The following is a 23,266-nucleotide window of genomic DNA, read 5'->3' on the forward strand; positions in this document are numbered from 1 at the left end:
GAAGGGTTGGGGAGGTCGCTCCCAACCTCCCCCTGCACGCAGGGGGAGGGGCTTTCGATTACTTCATCGCCACTTTCATCTCGGGCGCAGCCGCGCCCATCGCGATCTGCTTCGGCGACACCGGCATGCCCGGGAAGAACACCTTCTGCACGCCATGGACAATCACCTTGTCGGTCGGCGCCAGGCCCGAATCGACCACGCGCAGTCCATCGACGGTGCGACCGAGTACGACATCCTTGCGGGTGGCGGCGTTCTTCGGCCCGAGCACGTAGACGTACTTGCGGTCCTGGTCGGTGAGGATGGCCTTCTCGTCGATCAGCATCGCCTTGACGCTGCGGCTGCCTTCCAGCTGCACGCGTGCGAACAGGCCCGGGGTGAAGATGCGGTCCGGGTTGTGCAGCACGGCGCGGGCGCGGATGGTGCCGGTGGCGGCATCGACCTGGTTGTCGGTGAAGTCGACCGTGCCTTCGTGCGGGTAGCCCTGCTCGTTGGCCAGGCCCACGCGCACCGGGTTCTGCGACTGCGCACGCTTGCCGTCACGGGCCAGCGCCTGGTAACGCAGGAAGCTCTGCTCGTCGGCTTCGAAGTAGACGAACACCGGATCCTGCGAGACCACGGTGGTCAGCAGCGTGGTATCGGCCTGGGCAAGGTTGCCCTCGGTGACCACGGCACGACCGGCGCGGCCATTGATCGGCGAACGCACCTGGGTGAACTGCAGGTCGAGCTGGGCGTTGGCCACGGCGGCTTCGGCCGCTCGCACCGCAGCGTTGCCCTGGGTGGTGGCGGCACGCCGGGTCTCGAACTCTTCACGCGAGATCGCCTTGGCCTCGACCAGGGTCTGCGCACGCGTGTCCTGGGTCTGGGCCAGGCGTGCCTCGGCGCGGGCGCGCTCGAGATCGGCCTGGGCCTGGTCCAGCTGGGCCTTGTAGCGACGCTGGTCGATCACGAACAGCAGATCGCCCTTCTTCACTTCCTGGCCTTCCTGGTAGGCGACGCGTTCGACATAGCCAGACACGCGCGGGCGCAGATCGACCGTCTCGATCGCGGTGACGCGGCCGGTGAAGTCGTCCCACTCGCTGACCTGCTTGCTCAGTACCTGGGCGACGCTGACTTCCGGCGGCGGCGGCATCGCCGCGCCGGGCTCGGCCTGGCTGCTGCAGGCGGTCACGACCGCGGCAACCAGAAGGCTCGCCGCAAGGGCGAGGACGGGAACTCCGGAGGTGGAGCGGGCCAATGCTTTGCGGGGGGTCATGGGGAGGGTTCCTGGTTCGCTTTGTTGTTATTGGTGTTATTGGGTGAAAGCAGGTTCCTGAGCAGCGTGCGCGCATCCTGCAGACAGCGTGATGGCAGTAGTGCGTCGTCGCTTGTGTGACAGTTGTCAGGATCCTTGGGGGTCTGGGTGGGCGAATGGGCCTGCGCGTGCGCATCGGCTTGCGCGTCGACTTCGCTTTCTTCGCTTGCCTGTGAGGTAATCGAATCAGCGACGCCGGAATCGACATCCGCCTCGTCGCCCGGCAACACATCGGCGTATCGGACCACCGCTTGCGCCGCCAGCTGCGTGCCCAGCGGTTCGACCAGGGCCAATGCGCGCTGGCCAACGGCGATCGCACTGGGCCATTGCGGGCATGCATGCTCGCGATTGAGTTCGGTGCTGACCGGGCTGTCGATCGACAGCAGCTGCACGCGCACACCGATGCTGCGGGCCTCTTCATGCAGTACGCGCGCGAGCATGCGCAACGCGGCGGTGGCGATCGAGCGATGGCCGTAGCCGGCCCACGGCTGTTCCGCGCCGGGCCCGCCGATCAACACATACGTGCCGCCGCGGTTGGCCTGGGCCAGCAGCGGCAGCAGGTGACGCGCCGCCGCCAGGTGCGGCAGCAGGTCCTCGTCGAGGCGCTGGCGCAGGTAGGCGGCGGGATGGTCGAGCAGGCGGCCGCGGCTGGCGCTGCCCGACACGGCGGCGATCACGCCGCCGATCGGCCGGCCGAGCTTGGTCAGGGCCTTGGCCAGGCGCTCGCCGTCGGCGTCGCTGCTGATCGAACCGGCGACGACGCTGAGGTCGGCCTTGGGGTGGTGGGACTTGAGGCACTGCAGTCCGGACTTGTCGCGGGCGACCGCGATCACTGGCCGGCCGGCCGCCAGCGCGGCCTCGACCACGCCGCGGCCGACCCCACCCGTGGCACCGAGGACGACGACGGGCGTCTTCTGTGCCGAGGGTTTCTGGGCCGATGTCCGCTGGGCGGGACGGGCGAACGGGGAGTTCACATCCGGCTCCAATGTCCCGAATGCGGGATTTTCTCTCCCGTCACCGGGACGGTTTCGCGACGGGTGGCGCGCTGCAGGAGGGAGCTGATGATCGGGAGGACCAGCATCGCGGCCGGCAGGGCCAGGGTGAAGGCGAGCACCCAGGCCAGCATCCAGAACTCGTCCGGGCCCGCTGCCAGGCCTTGCTGGACCACGAGGACTGCCAGCCCGATCAGCGCCGACATGGCGACCAGCATCAGCGGCAGGAAGGCGTAACGGGCTTGGCGGGGGGTGAGCATGACGGCTGCCAGGGGGGATTGGGGGGGATCTGCGGGACAGAGTAGGCCTCCGACCGGCACTTGATTAGCCGGCAATTGAGGGAATAATTGTCCCGTGATCGGTCCAAACCCCCCGGACCACCCCGTCTCCCCCGACGCGCTACCCAGGAGCCCCCGCCATGGCCCGCGATCTCAACGACACCCTGATCTTCGTAAGGGTGGTCGAGCACGGCAGCTTCATCTCCGCTGCCCGCGCCCTGCAGCTGCCCAAGACCACCGTCAGCCGCAAGGTCCAGGAACTGGAGACCCGCCTGGGCGCCCAGCTGCTGCACCGGACCACCCGCAAACTCGGCCTGACCGAAGCCGGCAACATCTACTTCGAGCATTGCCAGCGCATCGCGCGCGAGCTCGATGAAGCAGAAAGCGCGGTCGGCCAGTTGCAGGGCGGCCCGCGCGGCTGGCTGCGCTTCACGGCCCCCTATTCCGTCGGCATCACCTGGATCGCGCCGCTGCTGGGCGAGTTCCACGCGCGCCATCCGGAAGTGCGGGTCGACATGGTGTTGACCAACGAAGCGCTGGACATCATCGACAAGGAAATCGACGTCGCACTGCGCGTGGGCAACCTTCCCGATTCCAATCTGGTCGCACGCAAGCTGGCGACGTTCCGTACCCAGGTTTACGCCAGCCCGAACTACATCGCCCGCCACGGCGAGCCGCTGCATCCGGACGACCTGATCCACCACCGCACGGTGGCGATGCCGAAATCGCGTCGCAACGGCCAGTACTTCTGGCCGCTCAGCGACGGCACGCGCACGGTCGACTACCGCATCGATCCGGTGCTGCTGGCCAACGATCCCGCCCCGCTCAGCGGCGCCCTGCTGTGCGGCGAAGGCCTGATGCTGGCCAGCGACGTCACCGTCAAGGCGTATGCCGAGCAGGGCTACGTGCAGCGCGTGCTGGCCGGCTGGACCGGGCCGGAGTACGAGTTCAACGCGGTGTTCCCGCGTGGCCGCGTGCAGTCGCCGAAGGTGCGCGCGTTTGTCGACTTCCTGGTCGAACGCCTCAACTTCGACGCCGACTACATGCAGGTGCTGTGTCCGAACGTGCGTGCGCGCTACCAGGCCGCGGAGAAATCGGCGGCCGAGGCGATCACCGCCGAACTGGCGAAGGTCGCCGGGCTGCCGGCGGCGAAGGCAAAGACCAGGTCCAAGCCGAAACCGCTGCAGGAGCCGGTGGGTTCGGAGATCGACGAGGAAGAGTAGCAACCAGGTTCCCTCTCCCCTTGTGGGAGAGGGACAGGTCGCCGCAGGCGACCACGGAGAGGGGAGGTCGCCCTACCCGCGCAAGCGCCAGGCCAGCCCCGACACCCGCGCCGCATGCCGCGCCAGCGCCGCGCGCAACACCGGTTCGCTGGCGCACACATGCAACTCGCTGCGCGCGCGGGTGACTGCCGTGTACAGCAGTTCGCGCGACAGCGTTCGTGCGTCCTGACGGGGCAGCAACAGCCACACGGCATCGAACTCCGAGCCCTGCGCCTTGTGCACCGTCATCGCGAACGCGCCGGTGTGCGCCGGCAGGGCCGCCGGATGGAAACCGCGCACGCCATCGCTGCCGCCAGCGAACCAGGCCACGGTGTGGCCCTGCGCATCGCGCTGGCAGACGCCGATGTCGCCGTTGAACAGACCGTGGCGGTAGCTGTTCTCGGTGACCAGCAGCAGACGTCCGTGGAAGTAGGGGTCGCGGTGTGCGCCGGCCAGCGCCTCCTCGATGCGCGCATTGAGCACGCTGGCACCTTGCGCACCGTCGCGAAGGGCCGTCAGCACACGCAGCGCGGAGGCCCGCTGCAGGGCGATCGCCGGGTCGTCGATCAACAGCAGCTCCCGCCACACCGACAGCAGCGTCTCGCGTCGCGGTCCGGCCAGCGGATCGCTGACGCCTTCGTGGTAGTGGACGCCGCGCAGTGCATTCGAGCGCAGCAGCTGGTCGGTGCGGTCACCGTCACCGACGCGCAGTGCGTCCGCCAGCGGCGCCAGGTCGAGCGCCTCGGACTGACGGTAGCCACGCTTGAGCTGGACACGGTGACCGGACAGCGCATTGGATGCGGCCGATGGCGACGATGCCGGTACGTCGCCAATCAATGGCTGCAGTCGCTGTGCCAGGGCCTGTGGCAACTCGCCGCCATCGCCGGCGGCATCGGTGATTGCCGCGAGCACGTCGCCGGCCTCGATCGACGGAAGCTGGTCGCGATCACCGAGCAGGATCAGCCGCGCGCCATCGGCGACCGCCTCGACCAGCTTGCACATCAACGGCAGGTCGACCATCGACGCTTCGTCGACGACGATCACGTCGTACGGCAACGGGTTGGCCGGGTCGTGACGGAAACGCGGGCTGCCGGGAATCGTCCCGAGCAGGCGATGCAGCGTGCTGGCGGTGTCGGGCAGCGCATCGCACAGGGCAATGTCGACGCCGTCGATGCCCCGCAACTTCTCGCTGGCGGCGCGCAGGCTCTCGGCCATGCGTTCGGCGGCACGACCGGTCGGTGCCGCCAGCGCGATCCGCGGCGGTGGCAGGTCGGCCTGCCGGGCCTGGGCGATCAGCAGCAACAGCAGGCGGGTGATGGTCGTGGTCTTGCCGGTACCCGGGCCGCCGGTGACCAGCAGCAGGGGTTGCAGCAATGCCAGCGCTGCGGCGCGGGCCTGGCGGTCGTCGTCGCGCGCCTGCGGGAAGAGGGCGGCGAACAACGGCGCCAGCGAATCGACGGCATCGCCTGCCAGGCGCGCCTGGGCGATGCGGCGCAGGCCCGCGGCGAGACGGCGCTCGTACTCACGGTAGCGACGCAGGTACAGCAGGCCGTTCTCCCACACCAGCGGCGCGTCGCCGGCGGCGATCGCATCGGCTTGCGGTTCGGTGATCCAGCGCGAGCCCTTCAGCGCGTCGCGCCAGGCGCGCGCGCTGGGCCAGTCGACGGATTCGTCCGGCAACCATGACGGCAGCGACGGATCGAACGCGGCGTGGCCACGGGACACGGCCTGGGAGGCCAGTGCCGCCGCGGCCAGCACCATGTCGGGCGTGTCGGCGCCGAACAGGTCGGTGCTCGTATCGCGGCGGCCGAGCCGGCGCAGGCTTTGCGCGAACGCGTGATCCAGCGTGTTGAGCACGCCGGCGCGGTGCAGCGCATCGAGCAGGCTCATGCCGCACCCCCGGCGAACAGCGCGTCGAGTGCATCGACGAGGGCCGCGTCGGGCTTGTGCGCGTGAATGCCCTGCCCTTCGACCAGGCCGCGACAGAACAGATAGCGCACGCCACCGAAGTCGCGCCCGTACGCGTACGCGTCGCCAAGACGGAAGCGCAGCCAGCGGTGCAGCGCCAGCGTGTAGATCAGTGCCTGCAGGTCGTACTCGCTGTGCGCCATGGCGGCATCGAGGCTGGCAGCGTCGTAGGCCGGCAGCCGGTTGGACTTGTAGTCGAGCACATACCAGCGCCCGTCGACGGTGTAGGTCAGGTCGATCTTGCCGGTCATCAGGCCTTCGAGGCGGCGGCGCGTGCCGAAGCCACGGCGCGCAGCGACCACGCCGAAGCGATGCAGGACCTCGATCAACGCGTCCACCGAGGTGGGCTGGAGGGCAAAGTGGAACTCGATCTCGGCGCGGCGCGCGCTCGTGTCGAGATCGCACAGGCGCCCGCCTTCGGGCAAGGCGGTGGTGAGGGTGCGGCCGACCAGCCGTTCCAGTGTCGGCACGCCATCGACCACGTCGTCCGCGGCGTAGCCGCCATTGCGCAGTGCGGCGGCGAGGATGTCCTGCTGCCCTGGCGGTGCGGCGGCGCCATCGCTCCAGGACTGCCACGCGAGGAAGTCGGTGTGCTCGAGCGCGTCGTGCAGGACGTTGCCGAAGCGACTGCCGCTGAAGCGCGGGTCGAAGGCCTCGCCATCCTCCAGGCGCGGTTCGGCGCCGACCGGCTCCGCTTCGGCGGGCTCGTCAATCGCGCCGCGCTCGTCCACGGCAACGACCACTTCGGCCCCGGCTTCGGCCTGGGCCAATTGAGTGAAGCTGTAGACCCACCAGTCGCGCGGTATCGCGCGGCGCGACAGGCGCGCGTTCGCGACCGCCATGATCTGCGCCGCGTTCAGTGGCGCGGCCGGTGCGATGACGTCACCGCTGACGATCGCCACGTCCGGGTTGGCGCGCAGTGCGTCATCACCGGCGAGCATCGGCGCCAATCGCGTCTTGTCGGCCGCATACAGGCCGCCGCTGGCGATCCACAGCGCGTCGCGTGCGCGCGTCAGGCCGACGTAGAGCAGGCGCGCGTCTTCGGCGTACTGCTCGTTTCGCCATTCCACGGCGGCGCTGCGCCAGTCCGGGTCGTCCTTGTCGATGCGCCAGCGCAGCTGGCGGCGGTCGCCGTCGTGGACGATGCAATAGCGGTCGGGGCTCGGTGCCTGTCCCCCAATGGCGGCGAACGGCAGGTACACCAGCGGGTATTCCAGGCCCTTGCTCTTGTGCAGGGTGACGATCTGCACGCACTGGGCGTCCGATTCCAGACGCAGCAACTGCGCCTCGTCGTCCGAGTCGGCTTCGGCGATCCGGCGGCACAGCCAGTCGACCAGGCCGTGCAGGCCCAGCGAGCGGGCGTCGGCGTCCTGCATCAGTTCGCCCAGCTGCAGGTAGTTGGTGAGCCGGCGTTCGCCGTCCAGCAGTCCGAGCAGGCGCTCGCCATTTGCGGCGCACAGGTCCGACACCAGCGCGAACGGGCCGCTGCGCTGCCAGCGCTCGCGCCATGCCATCGCCTCCAGTTGCCGGCGCCGGTAGGCGGCGCCGTCGCGTTCGAGCTCGTCGATCTCGTGCGCATCCACGCCCAGCAGCACCGTAGCCAGCGCGGTGCGCAGGCGGCCATCGTCGGCCGGCTGCAGCAGCGCTTCGAACAGCATGCGCAACTCGGCGGCCTCCTCGGTGGCGAACAGGCTCTGCTTGCCGGCGGCCACGGCAGGGATGCCCACCGCGGTCAGCGCACGCTGGATCCGCGTGGCGTCGTTGTGGCGGCGTACCAGTACCGCGATATCGCCCGGCTGCACCGGTTTGCCGTCGATCGTCGCGCGGCCTTCGCGTCCGCGGCTGAGCACGTCATGGATGGCGGCGACACAGGCACCGGTCGCCAGTTCCCGCGAGCGCTCGACGTTGTGAGCCTCGCCATTGGCGTCAGGCGCGATCATGCGTACGGTCAGCGCGGGCGCGGCGGCGCCGTCAACGATGAAGTCGTCGTCGCTGCGCCGTTCGCCCGGTTGCACCGGATGGAAGTCGATTCCATCCACCACGAATGGCCGTTCGCCGGCGTTGGCATAGAGCGATTCGATGGCGCGCAGCACACCGGGACGTGAGCGGAAGTTGCGGTCCAGCGGCGGTGCACGCTCGGCCAGGGCAGCGGCGGCCAGGTAGGTGTGCACGTCACCGCCGCGGAAGCCGTAGATGGCCTGCTTCGGATCGCCGATCAGGAACAGCGCCCCCGGGCCGTCGCCGGAAGCACGCGACGCTCCGAAGACGCGCTCGAAGATGCCCCATTGGCGCGCGTCGGTATCCTGGAACTCGTCGACCAGTGCGACCTGGTACTGCTGACGCAGCCGTTGCGCCAGTTCGTCGCCGTGGTCGCTGCCGAGCGCATCGGCGACATCGTCGATCAGGTCGTCGTAGGTCTGCAGGCGCAGCGTCTGCTTGGTCTGGCGCAGGCGCCGGCGCGCATCGTCGCGAACCCGGTGCAGCAGCGCCACGCGCTGGCGGTCGTGTTCCTGGCGATGGCGGGCACGCGCGTCCAGGTAGTCGGCAACGGCGACGAACAGCGGCGACTGCGGGCAGCGCGCGCGCAGCTTGACCTTGGTGCGGTCGCTGAGCGTGGCCTGGCGCAGGTTGGGCAGCTTTTCGTGGTGCTCGTCGAACGGGCCGCCGTGATGCAACTGCTGCTCGAGCGCGCTCCACAGCGGAGCCACATGCTCGGGCTTGTAGCTGGACTTGTTCAGAAGCTCCTGCGCGATGGCGTCTTCGAGCTTCCAGCGCGCGTCGTCGCCGTGCTCGGCGAATGCGCGCCTGAGCGCCTGGAAGCGCGCATCGACATCGCTGCGGACGCTGCTGCCGTCATCGGCGCCGGCCTCCGCCACTGGTAGCAGCGGAACGGCCGACATCAGCGTTGGCAGGTCCCTGGCCAGCTCGTCCGGGCCGTTCCACAGCGTCGGCAGCAGCAGTGCGTCGTCGCCGTTCGCGGCGAATGCGCGCCACAGGTCCGATGCCAGGCCGTCGCGGAGGTCGGCGTCGCTGGTCAGCAGTTGCGGCGCGGCGAAGGGCTGGTCGCTCTCGAGCGCATGCTCGCGCAGGACGCGTGCGCAGAAACCGTGGATGGTGAAGATCGCGGCGAGGTCGACCTCCAGCACGGCGCGCTGCAGGCGGCGCTGCAGCTGCACCGGAGTCTCGTTGCCGGCAGCCAGGTGGCTGTCGATGATGCGTCGGGTGAGCGCGGTGTCCGCGGCCTCGTCCTGTGCGGCTTCGGTGCCGACTGTCGCGGCGGCCTGTTCGAGCCGTTCGCGGATGCGCTTGCGCAGCTCCTGCGTCGCCGCTTCGGTGAAGGTGACCACCAGGATGCTGCCGACACGCAGATCGCGCTCGACGACCAGGCGCGTCACCAGGGTGGCCAGGGTGAACGTCTTGCCGGTGCCGGCACTGGCCTCGATCAGGCGCACGCCGTGCAACGGCAGGGTCAGGTAAGGATCGGCCGTGGTCAGGGCGAGGTTCATGCGCCCTGCTCCGCAGGCACGGCGCCGGTCACCGCGTCGAATACCAGATGGGTGACGGCGGCGAATGTTTCGCGCAGCTGGCTGTCGTTGGGCAGGTCGCGGCCGCGCAGGGTCAGCCGGATCGCATCGCCTTCGCCCTCGGCCCACTTGCGGCCGCTGCTGCCGCCGGTCCAGCGTTCGCGCATCTTCTGCCAGGCCTTGTCCTCGGCGACGCCATCGCGCAGGGCGCGGTACAGGTCCCAGCCGCTGTAGGGTGCGAACGCGAGCGCTTCACGCAGCCCGTGCGCGCGCAACTGCAGCAGCTGCCGCAATGCTTCGCGCGCGGCTTCGGCTGCCAGTGGCGGGCGCTCGTGACACTGCGCGCCTTCGCCGCTGTCGTGGAACTGCACCAGCGCCCTGCCCTGCCCGGCTGCGGACAGCAGCAGCCAGTCCAGGCCATCGCGGATGGTCGAGGGGCCGTTGGGCTCGCCGATGCGCACCCGCGCCAGGGCCTGGCCGTAGATGTTCTCGACGCGACCACGCAGCCGCGTGCCGCCAATGTCGGCCTCGACCGTCACTGCCTCCGGCTCGCGTGCGCCGCGCCACTGGGCGAACTGCCGTGCATAGGGGCGAATCTCGCCGAGCATCGCGTCGAACTCGCGCCGTCCGAGCGGGCCCGAGGGAAGTTGCGCGCGCGCCAGCAGCCGTTCGTACAGGCCCTCCGTCTGCTGCTCCAACAGGGCGGCGAGCATTGCGCGCTGCAACGCCGTGCGTGACCAGCCACCGCCGGGCAGGAGCATCGGTTCGGTGTCGTCGGCGAGTTCGACTTCGGCGGGCAGGCGCATGCCCATGCGCTCGCGCAGGAACTGGCCGGACGGATCGCACAGGAAACGCCGCAGGCTGTCGAGCGACAACAGGTCTGCTTGGGCAATGGGCGCCGGCAGCGGCGTGGAGATCCACGCCCCCAGCGCATGCCGCTCGCCACCGTGGAGATTGGCGGCCGGATGCCACTCGTCGCGATAGCTGAAACGGCGCGGCTCGGCGGCATCGCCGAACGCCGCCGGTGCGAACGGCTGCAGCGGATGGCGCACCACCAGCGCCTGCTTCGCGTCGGCGGCGGCGGTGTGGTAATCGGCGATGACGTTGAGCAGTTCCGACACCAGTACCGACGGTTCACGCGCACTGCCGTCACGCGGGTCGGCGCCCTGGTAGCTCAGGTACAGCACGTCGCCCGCGGACGCGAGCAACTGCAGGAACAAGAAGCGGTCGTCCTCGCGCAGCGAGCGGTCGCCGTGGCGGCGGTGGGCGGTGCCGAGCTCGGCGCTGAGGCGATTGAGGCCGGCCGCCGGATCGCGCCGAGGATAGTCGCCATCGTTGAGGCCGAGCACGCAGATCACGCGGAACGGCAACAGCCGCATCGGCACCATGCGGCCGAAGCTGACACCGCCGGTAAGCAGCGGCGCGCGCGTGTCGGCTTCCGACAGGCGCGCGGCGAAGTGCGCCCGTACCACCTCCGCCGGCACCGCGCCGTCGAATCCGGCGCGCTGCGCCGACAGGGCGAAGTCGCCGATCAGCGAACGCAGGCGTTCCAGCGCGCGTTGCCCGGCGACGCTCGCCGGCGGCCGCAGGAACAGGGCATCGAGCAGGCCGAGCAGGCGCTCGCGCCATTGCGCAGGTGGCATCGCTTCGCCGAGCGTGCGCTGGTGTCGGGCCAGCACGCGCATCAGCCGCAGCAGCGTGTCGAGCGCGTCGGCCGAGCTGCCCTCCAGCTCCGGCCACGGCGCGACGCCGGCGATGTCCTCATCGCTGCCACTGGCATACCCCAGCAGCAGACGATCCAGCGCGAAGGCCCAGGTATAGGCGTCGTCGCGCGGCGCGTCGTGCTGCTCGCGATGGCCGGCGTCCAGGCCCCAGCGCACGCCGGCGTCCTGCAACCAGTCGTGCAGGCGCTCCAGCGCCGGCGCGTCCAGCCCGGCGCTGTTGGCCAGCGGTGGACTGGCGAGCAGGTCGAGCACCTCGTTGAGTCCGAAGCGCGATACCGGCAGCGCCAACAGGCGCAGGAACAGTTCGGCCAGCGGTTCGCCGGCGAGCGGGCTGGCGTCGGCCAGCGCGAACGGGATGAAATCCTCGCGCCCCGCCTGGCCGCCAAACACCGCATCGATGCACGGTATGTACGGGTCGATGTCGGGCGCAAGCACGGCGATGTCGCGCGGCTGCAGCGGCGGGTCGAAGCGCGGATCGTCGAGCAGCCCGCGCAGCTGGTCGTGCAGCACCTGGACTTCGCGCAGGCGCGTGTGGCAGGCATGCATCTGCACGCTGGGATCGCTGCGGTCCACGTCGCCGCGCCACGGCGCCGGCGCGCGCCGGTGCAGCAGGTCGCGCTGCAGGTGGCCAAGCAGGGTGTCGTTTTCGGGCCGGTCGCCTTCGGCCGCTTCCGGATCCACGTAGTGGGCATGTTCGTGCGAGGGATGCACTACCTCGTAACTGCCCAGCACCGCCATGAAATCGCGCCCGGCCGCGCCCCACGCCTGCAGCATCGGGTTCTCGTCGGCCGCCGTCCCGAACGGATCGTCGGCACCGCTGCGCAGTTGTTCGGCCAGGGTCTGCAAGTCGCCCCAATAGCTGCGCGTGGGGCTGGGCAGATAGAAATGCAGCGTGCCGACGCGGGCCTGGGTGGCAATCACGCGCAGCACGTCGGGCGACATGTTCAAGGTCGCGAAGGCGAACAGGCGCGACGGCAATCCCTGCGGCAGCGGCCCGGCATCGTCACCGAATCGCTGCAGGTATTCGCCGATCCGCTGCGCGCGATGGCCGCCGCCGGCCGCCACGCGCCGCCACAGTGCCGCCTGCGGATCGCCGGGCTCGTGCCCGGCTTCCCAGGCCAGCAGCCAGTCGCGGCGCCAGGCCTGGTACTTCTCGAACACGCCGGCCAGCTCGCCAGCCAGCGACCACGGCTTGAGCGCGTCGCCGCGCTGCAGGTACGCGCGCAGGGGCCGCAGCGCAGGCACGCGCAATGCGGCCTGGTCGGTCAGCGCGGCATACAGGTGCCAATGCAGGGCTTCTGCGTCGAGGTCGTCATCGCCGCCGGGAACATTGGCGTCCAGCGCGCGATGGACGAACTCGCCGGGCGTCAGGAACTCCAGGTTGGCGGCAATGCCGTACGTGCTGGCCAGCGTCGCCTGCAACCAGCGCCGCATTGCCACCTGCGGGATCAGGACGATGTCGGGCGCCAGCAGCGATTGCCCAGGCGCCGGTTGCCGCAACTCCCGCGCAAGCAGCTGCGCCAGGATGTCCAGCGCATTGGAGTGATAGAGGCGGAAGTCGGGGCGGCGGAAGTCGGAGCGAATGGCCATCACTACTATCTTGCCGGAGCAGCGGCGCACGCGTTGAGACCGGCGGGCGGGCACCGGCTGGGCTCCGCGCCCATTTCGCAATTCTGCGGGCCCCTCCCCCCGATTCCGTCGAGCATCTCGTCCGAACCTGCCACAATGCCCGCCCTGCTTCCCGTTCAGCCATTCCCGGCGACACTGCCGGCCTCGCTGCACGGCAGTTCCGGAATGCACCCCCGCGCATGAGCAACGAAGATCCCATCGTCCGCCTCAGCCAGCTCCGCCTTGATCGCGGCGGACGCACGGTGCTGCGCGACATCAACCTCGATGTCCCGCGCGGCAGCATCGTTGCCGTGCTCGGTCCATCCGGTAGCGGCAAGTCGACGCTGCTGGCGGCGCTGACCGGCGAGCTCGAACCGGCTGCGGGCACAGTCGAGGTGCTCGGCGAACCGGTGCCGCCGGGTCGGCGCGCGCTGCTGGAATTGCGCAAGGGCATCGGCGTGCTGTTGCAGGGCAATGGCCTGCTCACCGACCTCACGGCGGCCGAGAACGTGGCCCTGCCGATTCGCGCCCACACCAACCTGCCCGAGCCGGTGATCCGCCAGCTGGTGCTGATGAAACTGCATGCGGTCGGCCTGCGCGCCGCCGCCGACGCCTACCCGCGCGAGCTGTCGGGCGGCATGGCGCGTCGCGTCGCGCTGGCGCGTGCGCTGGCACTCGACCCGCCGCTGATGATCTACGACGAACCGCTGACCGGCCTGGATCCGATTGCCAGCGGCGTCGTCATGGCGCTCGTGCGCCGTCTCAACGACACGCTGGGCCTGACCAGCATCGTGGTCACCCACCACGTCCACGAAACCCTGCCGGTGGCCGACCACGCCATCGTCATCGCCAACGGCGGCATCGTCTTTTCCGGCACCCCGGCCGAGCTGGAGGCCAGCGACGACCCGCTGGTGCGCCAGTTCCTCAAGGGCGAGCCGGACGGTCCGATCGCGTTCGATGCCGCGCCGCGCGCGTCGGAGGCGGCATGACCGGCCTGCATTTGAGGGAGATCCGCTGATGCCCTTCGTCGCCGCGACCCGCTCGCTCGGCCGCGCCGGCCTGTTTTCGCTGTCCGTGTTCCGGGCATCGAAGCCGACCCCGGACTTCTTCCGCGAGCTAATCCGCGAGATCTACAAGATCGGCGCTCGTTCGCTGCCAATCATTGCCGTTGGCGGCGCGTTCGTCGGTCTTTCGGTGACGTTGCTCGGCTATCGCGCGCTCGAGACCTACGGCGCCACCGCCCAGGTCAGCGCCCTGCTCGGCCTGGGCATGTACCGCGAGCTCGGCCCGGTGCTGACCGCCCTGCTCTTCATCGGCCGCGCCGGCAGCTCGATTGCTGCCGAACTGGGCCTGATGCGCGCCACCGACCAGATCACCGCCCTCGGGCTCATGGCGATCGACCCGGTCGGCAAGGCCGTGGCGCCGCGCTTCTGGGCGGCCGTGATCTGCGTTCCGCTGCTGACCGGCTTCTTCTGCAGCTTCGCCATCACCGCCAGCTACTTCGAGTCGGTGCACGTGATCGGGCTCGATAGCGGCACGTTCTGGCAGGTTTTGAAGGACAGCGTCGATTTTGTCGACGACTTCCTGATGGCCCTGGTCAAGTCGGCGGTGTTCGGCGGGACCGCGGCCCTGGTCGCCTCCTACGTCGGCTTCCACGCCGAGCCGACCATCGAAGGCACCTCGGTCGCCACCACCCGCGCGGTGGTGAATGCCTCGCTGCTGGTGCTGATGTTCAATTTCGTCATGTCCGCCTTCCTCTTCCGCTGAGGCGAGCACTCCATGGTGCCCTTATGAGTATTCACCGATGAGCATCCGCGCCCCCCGTATCGAATTTGCCGTCGGCGCCTTCCTGCTGCTGGCCCTGGCCTCGCTGCTGGTGCTGGCCCTCGCCTCGACCAACGGTCGCTGGGGACTGGGCAGCGATACCTACCCGTTGACCGCACGTTTCTCGACGATCGGCGCACTAAGGCCCAACGCCCCGGTCAAGATCGGTGGCGTTGCAATCGGACATGTCGACAAGATCGACGTCGATCCCGTCAAGTTCGACACCGTTGTCACCTTGGCGGTGAACAAGCGCTACGACAAGCTGCCCGCCGACACCGCGGCCAGCATCCTCACCAGCGGCCTGCTGGGTGAGAGCTACATCAATCTCGCCCCGGGCGGAGACCCGGATTCGCTCAAGCCCGGCGACGAGATCTACCTGACCCAGTCCGCGGTCGACCTGATCCAGCTGGTCGGCAAGTACATGTTCAGCGGCGGTGGCGCAAAGCCCGCCGACAATGCCGGCCAAGCCGCAGAACCCTCTGCCGATGTTCCCGACTACCTGAAGGGCGATGCCGCCCCCACGGACGAGACCAAGACCAAATGAACCAGTCCAACCGCGTTCTCTCCCTGATGATTGCCGCCGCCCTGACGGTTGCGGCGCCTGCCGCGGTCCTCGCGCAGGCGGCGCCTGCAGCGGCTCCGTCCACCGCCGCCGCGGCCGATTCGCCGAGCGCGCTGGTGCTGAGCAACAGCACCCGCATCCTGGCCACGCTGGAAAGCCGCCGCGCCGAATTCAGCCAGAACCGCGCCGCGCTGCGCCAGTTCATCGCCAGTGAATTCGACAACATCTTCGACCGCGACTACTCCGCCCGCCTGGTCCTGGGCGTGCACGGCCGCGGCGCTTCCGACGCCGACGTGAAGGTGTTCGCCGACGCCCTCGCCGACAGCCTGATGCAGCGCTACGGCTCGTCCCTGCTCGACCTCAACACCAAGCTCAAGGTGCGGGTGAAGTCGGAGACGCCGATCCGTGGCGGCGCGATCGTGAAGGTATCGAGCGAGTACCTGCGCCAGGGCAACGAAGCCGTGCCGGTCGATTACCTGATGCGCAAGGTCGGCACGCAGTGGAAGGTGTTCGACGTGATGGTCGAGGGCGTCAGCTTCGTGCAGACGTTCCGCAACCAGTTCGACGCCCCGCTCAAGCAGAAGTCCATCCCGCAGGTGGCCGCCGACATCAAGGCGGGCAGGCTGCAGGCGCAGGCCGCCAGCAACTGAGATGACCACCGCGACGGTCCGCCAGGACGGTGACACCCTCGCCTTCAGCGGCGCGCTCGAGCGCGCCGCGGTCGCTTCGCTGTGGGCGCAGTTGCGTACGCCCGCCGCCGGGCTGGTGCGGATCGACCTGGGCGCAGTCAGCCGGGTCGACAGCGCCGGCCTGGCCCTGCTTTCGGAGCTGTGCGCCAGGACCGGCATCACCCAGGTCAGCGGCGACCCGCCGGGGCTGGCCGAGCTGCGCACCGCCTACCGCCTCGACAACGCCCTGGCCTTCGCCGGCTGAGCCCCGCGAACACAGCGTTCCGGCCACGGACCCGCCGGCGGCGGGGCGTGGCTGCCCCTGAGCCTCTACACTTGCGACCCATGCGCCCCCACGCACCCCTAATCGCTTTAGTGCTCCTGTGCGTGCCGATGTTCGGCCAGGCGCAGATCCTCACGCGCCCGTTGTCGGGCCAGCAGCGCGAGCAATTCGACCGCTGCATGAAGGAAGCCGGTGAAGACGCGGCCAAGGCGCGCGCGTGCGTGAAGGCGTCGATCGACGGCCAACCGACGCCGCCGCCCGAGCAGGCACCCGAACCGGTGGCGCCGACGCCTGCCGAGCCGACGCCTGCCACGCCGGTCCCCACCGAGCCCGCGCCGACCACGCCAGTGGAGACGCCCACGCCCGAGCCGCACCCGCAGACCGAACCGACGCCGGTTCCGCCCGCGGACGAGCGCACCCAGGCCGAGCGCGACTACGACACCCTGTACGGCACGCCGGATGAAGGCTATGCCGACCCGAACCTGCCGGCGCCGGCGGTGATTTCCCCGGTCTATGACCCGTGGGAGAAGTACAACCGGCAGATGCACCGCTTCAACAACGCCGTCGACCGCGGCGTCGCGCGGCCGCTGGCGCGCGGCTACGTCAAGGTGGTGCCGCGCCCCTTTCGTCTGGGCATAAGCAACTTCTTCAACAACCTCGGCCAGCCGGTGTCGGCGGTGAACGCGCTGCTGCAGGGCAAGCCGAAGCAGGCCGGGCAGTCGCTCGGACGTTTCCTGCTCAATTCCACGCTCGGCATCGCCGGCATCTTCGACCCGGCCTCCGACGCCAAGTTGCCCAACCGCGGCGAGGATTTCGGCCAGACGCTGGGTGTGTGGGGCTGGAAGAGTTCGCGCTACTTCGAACTGCCGTTGTTCGGTCCACGCACGTTGCGCGATTCGTTCGGCATGATCGGCGACGCGCCGCTGAGCCCGCTGCGCCAGGTCGAGTCCGACCGGCTCCGCATCCCGCTGCAGGGCCTGCAGCTGGTCGACATCCGTTCGCAACTGCTCGCCACCGACAGCTTCCGCGAAGGCGCCGAGGACGACTACACACTGGTGCGCGATGCGTGGATCCAGCGCCGCGATTATCAGATCCAGGGCGACCGCTTGAAAGGCGACGGCACCGACACGCTGCCCGACTATCTGCAGGACGACAGCAACCCGCAGGTACCGGTGGACGCAATGCCGGTCATGCCCGCCGACGGCGGCTGATCGAATTACCCGTCATCCCGGCGAACGCCGGGATCCATCTGCTCTTGCCTCAGCGCCTCGGCGCCGACCAACGCCGCCACACCGCCACCGCCGCGGCAACCGCCGCCCACGCGAACGTACAGACCACGCCGGCAATCACGGCAAGCGTCAGCATCAGCCAGATGCCGCCGCGATCACCCGCAAAGTTCAGTGCAAGGTTGCCGGCGAGCAGGACGGAAATCGGCAGCCATGCCGCCGCAGCGATCAGCATCCCCAGCGATGCCCGGCGCAGCGCGGTGCCGCGCGTGCTCATCGCCACCGGCACCGCAGCCAACGCGCACAGGCAGAGTGCGGAAAGCGCGTTGCCTGCAGGCAGTCCGCCCGGAAGCTCTGACTCCAGCCATGCAACTCCGCTGACGAGCGGCCACGCCGAGGACGCAGCGAGTACGAGAAGCGCCGCGACCGTGGCGGCTGTCGACCGGGACGACGGTGGGACAGGGGGCACGCGCTTCATTGGGTCCGTATCGGATTCCAGGTCTGCTGCCTCAACGAACATTGGTTCACGTCGCTCGTCCAGGCCCGCGACGTCACCGCCGACTGGCGCCGGGATTACAACGAGGTTCGCCCCCACAGCAGTTGCGGCCGCATCCCGCCACCGCAATTCGCCGCCAACCACCGCGCACAACAGGGCAACAACGCAGTAACCTTCAACCCCGGACTTTGTCAGTAACCGTTGGTACGGCTGGTGGGGCAGGTCAAGGGAACCATGCAGGATTACGCCGCCCTCGATGGCGAAGCCCTGATGGCCATCGCCGATCCGCGCGACTGGGCATTCACGGTGTTGAACAAGGCCATCGCCCAATACGATCCTACCCGGAATGGGTCGTCACCGTCTGGGAGCGGCTGGAGCGCATGGACGATGCCGCATTGGCGCGCGTGCGAGATGCGCTCGACGGGCACGTGCCGGTCGGCGATCTCGATGACGATGGCCACGAACTGTTCTACGACTTCTTCCCGTTCGTCGGGCCGCATCCGGAGATGGTGAAGTTCTTTGCGCAGATGCGCGAACGGGGCGGCGGCGTGGGCCACGACGATCAGGGCCGGCTCGTGCGCGGCCTGCCCGGCGGTGGCGTCGATGTCGTCCGCGACGCCGGCGGCAAGCCGATCGGCACCGCACACTGACCGCGCCCAAAAGTACGGCCGCCGTACTTTTCGACAGCCCGCCCTTCGGCGGGCTTTTTCATGCCTGGCAATAACGGTCAGCGCCGCGCGTGTAGAACATTTGCAGCAGCGTGGCACCAGCTGCTACACAAAATCATATCCTGCCCTCATCACCATGCTTCCGATCGAAAGTAGGGTGGCCGTACTTTCGACTGTCCCTCAACGCAGAAACAACAAGCCCGCCGAATGGCGGGCTTGTCTTTGAGGGGTGTCATCGATCGATGATCGGATCGTTCTTACGATGTAGGCCAGTGACACACTCTGCCAACCTCGCGGCAAGCGCATCCCCTTGCACTACAACGCTATATGCCCCGCCAGGGTTGCTGGGATAGTAATCAACCAAAACTGCCCAGCGGCCGTCCGTCTCATAAAGCACGATTGAATCTTCCGCCGCCTCCGCGGAGGCAAGGAGTGAAGCCCACCGCACGTTATCGACTTTGGCAAGACCTAGGTATGCCTTATCGTGGAATCCAATCAGACCGCTAACCGCGTCAACCTTGGTTTGAAAGCATGCCAAGGTTTCAGCCACCCTATCTCTACTAACGTACACAAGCGATAGACCGGGAGCAGATCGAATATCCTCCGGCCAGGTGAAAGTACACCTCGGCTGAACCCCAACATCAAAGTCGCTCAACGTCAGTTCACTTCCGGTGGCCACTGCGATGATGTTCGCGAGCCTTGCTCCGAACTGCGTTCGCAACTTGCGCCCCTCTTCCTTCTCGAGGAGATCAACGCGTTTAGCGCGAAGTGCTGCCAGCCTCTCACTATCCATCGTACTTCTCCGAAACTACTTCTTTGGATCGAAGTCAACTCGAATCTTGGACTCATTCTGGATGCGAGGACGACCCGCTGCGTCAATTTGGCCACCCGGCTTCACTGTGCCAGCTTCAATCTGTGGCATTCCAGCGTGATCGCCCCGAATGTCGCGCGAGACCTGAACTGACTTTGTTTCCGTACCACCACCAGGCTTTGGCACGTCATAAGTCTGTTGTCGTCCTGCGGCGACTCCATCCGCTCTTCCGTTTGTCTGACTGGTTGGTTGCCGGCTCGTGGGAATTCCTGCTTGCCGCTTCGCCTCGCGCGAAGCGGCCCGCTGCGACATTTTTCCGACGCTTGCAGCCATCTTAACGGCCGAACCTAACTTCCCTGCTGGGGAAGCACCCGCCACCTCAACTGCAGCCTGACCCGCCGACATCGAAGACGTCCGCTCACCTGGCGCAGGAGCGTTTGCATCTCCAGATGTCATGAACAGCGAGATGCCGGTGATGATCACTGGAATAAGGATCGGCAGCCGTCCATCCGGGTCCGTGAACTTGTACGGATTGTTATTGGCGTACCAATACCGATTGAAGTTCCCGCCCGTGCTGCCATTGGCCGTCACCGGATCGACCGACAAGAACCGCCCAATCTGCGGATCATAATAGCGCTGCTGCATGTACGTCAGCCCGGTCGCCGCATCGGCAACATGACCGGTGTACCCAGGGCCATCCTTGGCCGCCCCGTTGGCCTTGGCACCGAACGGCTCGTACTCCGTCCGCTCGATCACGTTGCGACTGGCGTCGGTTACCGCCACCGGACTACCCAGCGCATCGGTGTGCTGGTACTTGACCGTCGCAACACCACCCGGTGCCGTATCCACCACGGCAACCAGGTCATCGCCCAGGTACAGGTACCTGCTCGCCTTGCCTGCACGCAGGTCGTTCGCGTAAAGCAGCTGCCCCGATTGGCTGTACAGGCTGTACTTGCTGGCACCGCTGGTATCGCGCACGCGTCGGCCATGCCCGTCGTAGGCGTAGCTCGACACCGGGCTCCCGCTGACGCTGCGCAAGCGGTTGCCATGGTCAAACGCGAACGTCCGGCCGTCCTTGTTGGCCAGGTTGCCCTGTGCGTCGTAGCCCATCCCCGAGACCGTGGTGCCGCCGCAGCCACCGGTCTTGACGTTGGTCAACCGCCAGGCCGCGTCGTAGCAGTAGTGGTGGTCGCGCGGCTGGTTGCCGCCGGTGACCTGCACGCGGGTCAGGTTGTCCAGCGTGTCGTAGGCGTAGGTGGCCTTGCCGAACACAGGCGAGGTGGCCGATGTCAGCCGGTCCAGCCCGTCGTAGGTCAGGTCGCGATTGCCACGCCCGCCGGGCAGGCCGTCGCTGATGGCGGCGACGTTTCCGGCGGCGTCGTAGTCGTAGGCGTCGTGCAGCACCGCCGTGCCGGCGTAGGCGTCGCGGCTGGTCTCGGGCAACTGGCGGGCGTTCTGCCCCAGCGTGTGGACGATGCCGTTGCCATAGGTGAACTGACGGACGGCGCCGTTGGGGTAGTAGCTGACTCCGGTTGCCTGGGTACCGACCTGGCTCGGTTGACCCAATGCGTTGGGCAGGTATGTCACCGCCGCCCCGTCCGGATAGACGTGGCTGGCCAGGTGGCCGTTTCCGCTGTAGCCGTAGCCGATGTCGTATTGCACCGTGCCCGTTACCATGCGTTCGCCGGTCAGCAGGCGGCGCTTGTTGTAGCTGTAGGACGTGCTGACGCGGTCGCCACCGCCGTTGTCGGCCGTGATGGTCGCCAGCAGCCCGTCGGGTGTGTGGCCGTAGTCGGTGTCGCCCCGGCCGTCCGGGAGGCGCAGCGTCTTTACTCGATTTCGCGTATCGAACGTGCGGGTGACTGCGCGCGACACGACTTCGGCGTGGGTGGTGTCGCAGCTCGATGTGCCAGGCAGGGCAAGCCCACTCGCCGACAGCACCAGGTTGCCGGCGCCGTCATGGGCCATGACCGTCGCCCCCGTCTCCGGCTCGATGACCTTGCACAGTTGCTGATGCGCGTCATAGACATAGCGGCGGGCAACGCCCTTCACCGGGACCGGTGGCACGGCGTCATCGACCTTGATGATGAGCGCGGTGCTGGTTGACTGCTTACCGCGCGAGTCAAAGGCACGCGCGGAAATGGTATGGGTGCCCTTGGTCGCGGTCCACGCGGCCGCGTAGGGCGCACTGATACTCTGGCCGATGACACTGCCCTCGACGAGGAACTCGACCCGCGCGACCGCGTCGCCGCTGTCGGGATCGCTGGCCGCTGCCGCAAAGGCGATGGTGTTACCGGTCACGAAGCCCTGGCCCGATGAGGGAGCCGTCAGCGAAATCGTCGGCGCGGTGTTCACGGGCGCCTTGCCATGCACGTCGACCGTTGCCACCGTCAGGCCGCGATGGCGCAGGATGAAGCGCTTGCCTTGGGCTGGGATCCACGTCGCCACCGCACTGCCGTTTCGCGAACTGCCTGCGAACAGTTGCGACCCGGATCCGTCGAGGTTGCTGACCCAGACTTCGGAGCCGTAGTGGCTACCGGCCCACTGGATCGTCGTGGGGCACGTAGAACTGCCCCAGCCGATGTCGCACGTGGCCGGGTTGGCGCTGATCGAGCCCGAGACCACGGTCACTGCGGCCCCAGGCGTGCTCGGCCCGAACCACTTCACCCCTTCCTGCAGCAGCCGCCATTGGAAGTTGTAGGTGCCCGGAGCGGAGGGCGCTTTCGCCATGAAGGTGAACTGGGCAGTCTGCTGAGTACCCACCTGGCCGGCAACCGGCACGCGGTGGGTGCCCCAGAACGAGTTGTCCGAAGGGCCTTGGGAACCGATCCGGTATGCGGCGGAATCGCTCCAGGTGTTGGCACCAACATTGCGGAAGCTGACGGTGGCTGGATACGACTGTCCTGCAACCATGACGCTGGGGACGTTCTGCGACACGAGCTGCGCTGCATGCGACTCCAGCTGCCCGCGCACATCCACTGTCGCCAGGGTTAGGCCGCTGCGCTTGAGGTGGAAGCGTTTGCCGTCGACAGGAATCCACGGTGCCTTCGCGCTGCCACTTTGGGTATTGCCGCGGAAGAGCTGCATACTCGAGTTGTCGAGGTTGCTGACCCAGACTTCGGCGCCGGCGTGGCTGGCTCCCCACTGGACCGTCGCCGTGCAGGAGGAACCGACCGCCGCAATGGTGCAGGGGCTGGGCGATGCCTTGATCCAGCCCGACATGACCGTGATGGGAACATTGGGCATGGTCGCCCCGAACCAGGCGACACCGTCCTGCACCATCCGCCATTGGAAGTTGTGGGTTCCGGCTTGGGATGGCGCGCGCGCCATGAAGGTGAAGACCGCGCTCTGCAGGCTGCCGATGCTGCCGGGCACCGCAACCCGGTGCGTGCCCCACGTGCTGTTGTCGCCCGGATTCTGCGCGCCGAGGTTGAAACCAGCGCCGCTGTGCCAGGTCAGGCCGCCCTTGTTCTGCATTGCCACCGTCGCTGGATAACTTTGGCCGGCGACCATCAGCGTCGGGACCGAATGCCACAGGTGGGTTGCCGCAAGGGGCGGCGGCGGGGCGGGGACGCCGCGAATCTCCGTACTCGAGAGCGTTGCGCCGAACCGTTTCAGGATGAAGCGAACACCACTGGCCTGGATCCACGTTGCCGAAGCGCTGCCGCTCTTCGTCTTTCCGTAGAACAGCTGGGGATTGGAGCCGTCCAGATTGGTGACCCAGACTTCGGCCTGACTGACGCTGGCACTCCAACTGACCCGCGTGGTGCACGTGCCGGCGCCATGGGCAATCTGGCATGGATTGGGCGAGGCGGTGATCCAGCCGGTGATGGCCCTTCGCGCGAAGGCTCGAGGGGCGGTGTCGTCGTGGTTCTCCACCACGTCCGTCGCGATGCGAGGAAGATCGACAGGCACCTGCGTCGGGGCCGGCTCAGTGTCGGCCGCGATCGCATTGCGAATCCACATCACGGCCAACAACGCAGAGAAGACCGCGATCCAAGTGGACCGCACCAGAACCCGTTTTCTTCGACGCGCAAAGCGCGCGTTACGTCCGGCCGATTGGCTATACGACACTTCGGGA

The 23,266-nt window shown here is 68.2% G+C and carries 16 protein-coding genes and 1 pseudogene; 9 read left to right on the top strand and 8 right to left on the bottom strand.

All coding sequences use genetic code 11. The features are described 5' to 3' along the window. Positions 1-58: 58 nt before the first annotated feature. The 3 genes from AB4Y64_RS06415 to AB4Y64_RS06425 are packed head-to-tail and all read right to left on the bottom strand — an operon-like array spanning position 59 to position 2,543. Positions 59-1,252 carry an efflux RND transporter periplasmic adaptor subunit gene (locus tag AB4Y64_RS06415; RefSeq protein ID WP_441815604.1) on the bottom strand — a complete coding sequence of 398 codons (1,194 nt, stop codon included), beginning with the start codon at positions 1,250-1,252 and terminating at the stop codon, positions 59-61. Next, positions 1,249-2,265 (bottom strand): SDR family NAD(P)-dependent oxidoreductase, encoded by a 1,017-nt coding sequence (locus AB4Y64_RS06420; protein WP_441815605.1) that lies wholly within the window; start codon positions 2,263-2,265, stop codon positions 1,249-1,251. The genes AB4Y64_RS06415 and AB4Y64_RS06420 overlap by 4 nt, the downstream gene beginning before the upstream one ends. Beyond that, positions 2,262-2,543, bottom strand: coding sequence for a DUF2798 domain-containing protein (locus AB4Y64_RS06425; RefSeq protein ID WP_441815606.1), 282 nt, complete (start codon positions 2,541-2,543; stop codon positions 2,262-2,264). The genes AB4Y64_RS06420 and AB4Y64_RS06425 overlap by 4 nt, the downstream gene beginning before the upstream one ends. A gap of 158 nt (positions 2,544-2,701) precedes the next feature. On the opposite strand from AB4Y64_RS06425, the gene AB4Y64_RS06430 reads away from it, so the two are divergent. Continuing rightward, a complete protein-coding gene (locus tag AB4Y64_RS06430) occupies positions 2,702-3,784 on the top strand; it encodes a LysR substrate-binding domain-containing protein (RefSeq protein WP_441815607.1) in 1,083 nt (360 codons plus the stop codon). Between the two features lie 72 nt (positions 3,785-3,856). Here the strand turns inward: AB4Y64_RS06430 and recD are convergent, their stop codons facing one another. The 3 genes from recD to recC are packed head-to-tail and all read right to left on the bottom strand — an operon-like array spanning position 3,857 to position 12,629. Continuing rightward, positions 3,857-5,713 (bottom strand): exodeoxyribonuclease V subunit alpha, encoded by a 1,857-nt coding sequence (recD, locus tag AB4Y64_RS06435; protein ID WP_441815608.1) that lies wholly within the window; start codon positions 5,711-5,713, stop codon positions 3,857-3,859. Further along, entirely contained in the window at positions 5,710-9,297 is a 3,588-nt protein-coding gene (gene recB, locus AB4Y64_RS06440; RefSeq protein WP_441815609.1) for an exodeoxyribonuclease V subunit beta, read from the bottom strand. Before recB ends, recD begins: the two co-directional genes overlap by 4 nt. Next, positions 9,294-12,629, bottom strand: coding sequence for an exodeoxyribonuclease V subunit gamma (gene recC, locus AB4Y64_RS06445; RefSeq protein WP_441815610.1), 3,336 nt, complete (start codon positions 12,627-12,629; stop codon positions 9,294-9,296). Before recC ends, recB begins: the two co-directional genes overlap by 4 nt. A 218-nt stretch (positions 12,630-12,847) precedes the next feature. On the opposite strand from recC, the gene AB4Y64_RS06450 reads away from it, so the two are divergent. The 8 genes and pseudogenes from AB4Y64_RS06450 to AB4Y64_RS06485 all read left to right on the top strand — a co-directional run bounded on the left by AB4Y64_RS06450 (position 12,848) and on the right by AB4Y64_RS06485 (position 18,356). Then, a complete protein-coding gene (locus AB4Y64_RS06450; RefSeq protein ID WP_441815611.1) occupies positions 12,848-13,636 on the top strand; it encodes an ABC transporter ATP-binding protein in 789 nt (262 codons plus the stop codon). Positions 13,637-13,664: 28 nt separating this feature from the next. Beyond that, positions 13,665-14,414, top strand: coding sequence for an MlaE family lipid ABC transporter permease subunit (locus AB4Y64_RS06455; protein ID WP_441815612.1), 750 nt, complete (start codon positions 13,665-13,667; stop codon positions 14,412-14,414). Between the two features lie 37 nt (positions 14,415-14,451). After that, entirely contained in the window at positions 14,452-15,015 is a 564-nt protein-coding gene (gene mlaD / locus AB4Y64_RS06460) for an outer membrane lipid asymmetry maintenance protein MlaD (RefSeq protein ID WP_441815613.1), read from the top strand. Beyond that, a complete protein-coding gene (locus AB4Y64_RS06465; RefSeq protein WP_441815614.1) occupies positions 15,012-15,683 on the top strand; it encodes an MlaC/ttg2D family ABC transporter substrate-binding protein in 672 nt (223 codons plus the stop codon). The genes mlaD and AB4Y64_RS06465 overlap by 4 nt, the downstream gene beginning before the upstream one ends. A gap of 1 nt (position 15,684) precedes the next feature. After that, entirely contained in the window at positions 15,685-15,966 is a 282-nt protein-coding gene (locus AB4Y64_RS06470) for an STAS domain-containing protein (protein WP_441815615.1), read from the top strand. Between the two features lie 110 nt (positions 15,967-16,076). Continuing rightward, positions 16,077-17,195 carry an MlaA family lipoprotein gene (locus AB4Y64_RS06475; RefSeq protein WP_441815616.1) on the top strand — a complete coding sequence of 373 codons (1,119 nt, stop codon included), beginning with the start codon at positions 16,077-16,079 and terminating at the stop codon, positions 17,193-17,195. 520 nt (positions 17,196-17,715) lie between these two features. After that, positions 17,716-17,904, top strand: a pseudogene (locus AB4Y64_RS06480) (integrase core domain-containing protein); the annotation flags it as partial. A gap of 182 nt (positions 17,905-18,086) precedes the next feature. Continuing rightward, positions 18,087-18,356 (top strand): hypothetical protein, encoded by a 270-nt coding sequence (locus tag AB4Y64_RS06485; protein ID WP_441815617.1) that lies wholly within the window; start codon positions 18,087-18,089, stop codon positions 18,354-18,356. 250 nt (positions 18,357-18,606) lie between these two features. On the opposite strand, the gene AB4Y64_RS06490 is transcribed toward AB4Y64_RS06485, so the two are convergent. Next, the gene (locus AB4Y64_RS06490) at positions 18,607-19,167 is read right to left on the bottom strand and encodes a hypothetical protein (RefSeq protein ID WP_441815618.1); all 561 of its coding nucleotides are present in this window, start codon (positions 19,165-19,167) and stop codon (positions 18,607-18,609) included. Positions 19,168-19,182: 15 nt separating this feature from the next. Further along, entirely contained in the window at positions 19,183-23,259 is a 4,077-nt protein-coding gene (locus AB4Y64_RS06495; RefSeq protein ID WP_441815619.1) for an RHS repeat domain-containing protein, read from the bottom strand. Between the last annotated feature and the right edge of the window lie 7 nt (positions 23,260-23,266).

It is taken from the genome of Lysobacter sp. TAF61 (genome assembly GCF_052113485.1).
Lineage (GTDB): Bacteria > Pseudomonadota > Gammaproteobacteria > Xanthomonadales > Xanthomonadaceae > Lysobacter_J.